General features: G+C 30.1%; 2 protein-coding genes. Both read left to right on the top strand.

The genetic code is table 11. The annotated features are described in order from the left end of the window. Nucleotides 1-2,114, top strand: a 2,114-nt coding sequence (locus ACRDBA_RS08525) for an SGNH/GDSL hydrolase family protein (RefSeq protein ID WP_438572498.1), incomplete at its 5' end; no start/stop codon positions are given. A 146-nt stretch (nucleotides 2,115-2,260) separates the two neighbouring features. Then, nucleotides 2,261-2,484 (top strand): hypothetical protein (locus ACRDBA_RS08520; RefSeq protein ID WP_438572497.1); only part of this gene is annotated, 224 nt, incomplete at its 3' end.

The following is a 2,484-nucleotide window of genomic DNA, read 5'->3' as shown; positions in this document are numbered from 1 at the left end:
ACACACTTATGGAAAATGTTGGTTCTTTACATACAGAAATCGGAACAGTTGTAAGTGAAAGTAAAGAGCTAAATATTGCTATATCAAACAGTGAAGCACAGAGGGAGTCCAATGAAGCACAGAGAATTGATGAGCACTCCAATAGAATGCAAGTTGCTGATGTTGCTGTTGGTAAAATGCAATCAGACTACGAAGGGCTTAGAAAAGTTATAATCGATGAAAATGTAAGTGCTAATTTACAGAATCAGATTAATAAAACTAATTCGGATTTGGAACATAAAGCGAATGAAGTTGATGTAAGAAAAAAAGATACATTAATGTCAATGGCTGACATGGGGCAAGATGTAAAAGAAGCAATGACAGGTGGAAGTGTAGCAGTAGTTGGTAATAATACAGTAGTTAGTACAAATATTGTTGATAAAGAAGTTAAGCCTAGAAATACATCATTTATGGTTACAAGCGATAATATATTTCCTTATTGTAAAGATGTGTCAAATATAGGTATGCAACTTAACATTTCAAATGGTACGATTTATTCTGCTTCTTCATATTCAGTTACAAATTTTATAAAAGTATCGTCTAATAAAACGTACTATAAGAAACTATGTGGTAATACTGGTGGTATTGCAGATTTTGCAACAGGACAAAGAATTTGCTACTACGATTCTTTTTATAATTTTATTAGTGGAGAAACTATACCATCATTAACAATAACAACACCTTCAAATTGTTGTTTTATAAGAATTTCAGACCAAAAAACTGATGGAGTAGAATTAAGGGATAAATATTTAGGAGAAAATGATATAGTGTGGCTTCCAACTAGTGATTATTATGAACCTTTACAAAAAGAAAAAAAACAAAAAGCTAGTATATATTCACTTAATCTGTTTGATTCTTCTAAATATACTAAAGATACAAGATTTACTAATGTAATGTATGGAATTTACAATGATGATAGTCTGCTTCTTCAGACAACAACAGGATATTTTACGAGTGATTATATGGAATGTGAAGAAGGTGAAGTAATTCATATTGGGTGGTTTAGTAGTGGTTCTTTTGTTTATGCAGATGCTTCTCAAAAATCATTTGCTTTTTTTGATAAAGACAAAAAAATAATGGGTAGAAGTTTAATTGATAAATCTATTACTGTTCCAAAACAAGCTAGATATTTTAGATTTTATTCAAGTGAAAGTAGGAGGTTATATTTACAAGTTATAAAAGGTAATTTGCCTACAACTAATATTAATGCTAAATATATAAAAACTCCTTTCATTGACGATGTTAGGGTTGCTAAATATGAATCTGTTCGTGATTGGTGGAATAAAAAATGGCTTACTTATGGGGATAGTATAACAGCTATTGGAAACATTGAAAATCCTAACGACCCATCATGGCAATATTATGTAAATAATTATTATGAGTTTTCGTCACATATTGGTAGAGGTGTAGGTGGTAGTACTTTCAAATTCCAAAATGCAGTATTTTGGGCTAATTCAGATGGGAGTTATAATAGTAGACCTGATGGAAGTAATACTCAGCCTGCTGGAACAACTGAACATAACTCATGCTTCTGCTCATTTGACAGAATAAAGAAAATGATAGGTGTAAATTCAGATTTAATTTTTATAATGGGTGGAACTAATGACTTCGGGCAAAATGTTCCAATAGGTGATACTAAATTCGATAGTAGTATTTTGAGTGATACTGTATGGCAAAGTGATACAACTTATAGAGAATTTGCAGGAGATTTTAAAATTGATACTTTCAAAGGTTCAATAGCTAGTACTATAATGAAAATTCAAGCATATTCGCCAAATTCAATAATTGTTTTAGGTACACAGTTGAGTGGGCAAGGTGTGACAGGGTCTAACAGAGTTGATATGATTACAAATAGTTTAGGTTTGACACCTTATGACTATGCTAAAGCTATGAAAGAAGTTGCAAACGAGTTTTCCATTCCTGTTATAGATGTTTTTTCATTGACTGGAATAAATCAATTTAATAGAAAAAAATATATAACTGATTCTGTACATCCTTATAGCGAGAATGGTAAAAAAGCAATTGCGAGAACTATTATATGTGGTTTGAAAAATGTTATGCCTAATATAATTTAATTCGCATTTGACGAGGTATACCGAAATAAACAAAAAACTAGACAATAAATATTTCTTCCATAAAATACTAGTTAATTTTATAGTCAATTTTTCACTTTTTTATGATAGAATATAGTTTATAAAGTATTCTATGGGGGAAATATTCAATGAAAGATAATCAAGAATTTAAACACGATTTACTAATTAAAATGGTTAGTGAATTAGGATTAGACTACACAAATTCAAAGAAAATTGATTCTATTTTAGATGAAATGTTTTCAGAGTATAGTGTGCATAAAGTTTCAACTGACCTATCAGTTAGTGATATACCAGATAAGATAGTAATGTTCTTACAAGCTAAAAGATTAGAAGGTAGGTCAGAGAAAACAAT

It is taken from the genome of Clostridium sp. (assembly GCF_051654825.1).
Taxonomy (GTDB): Bacteria; Bacillota; Clostridia; order Clostridiales; family Clostridiaceae; genus Clostridium.
The sequence above is the reverse complement of the archived record's forward strand: the minus strand, read 5'-3'. Positions and strand labels throughout refer to the sequence as shown.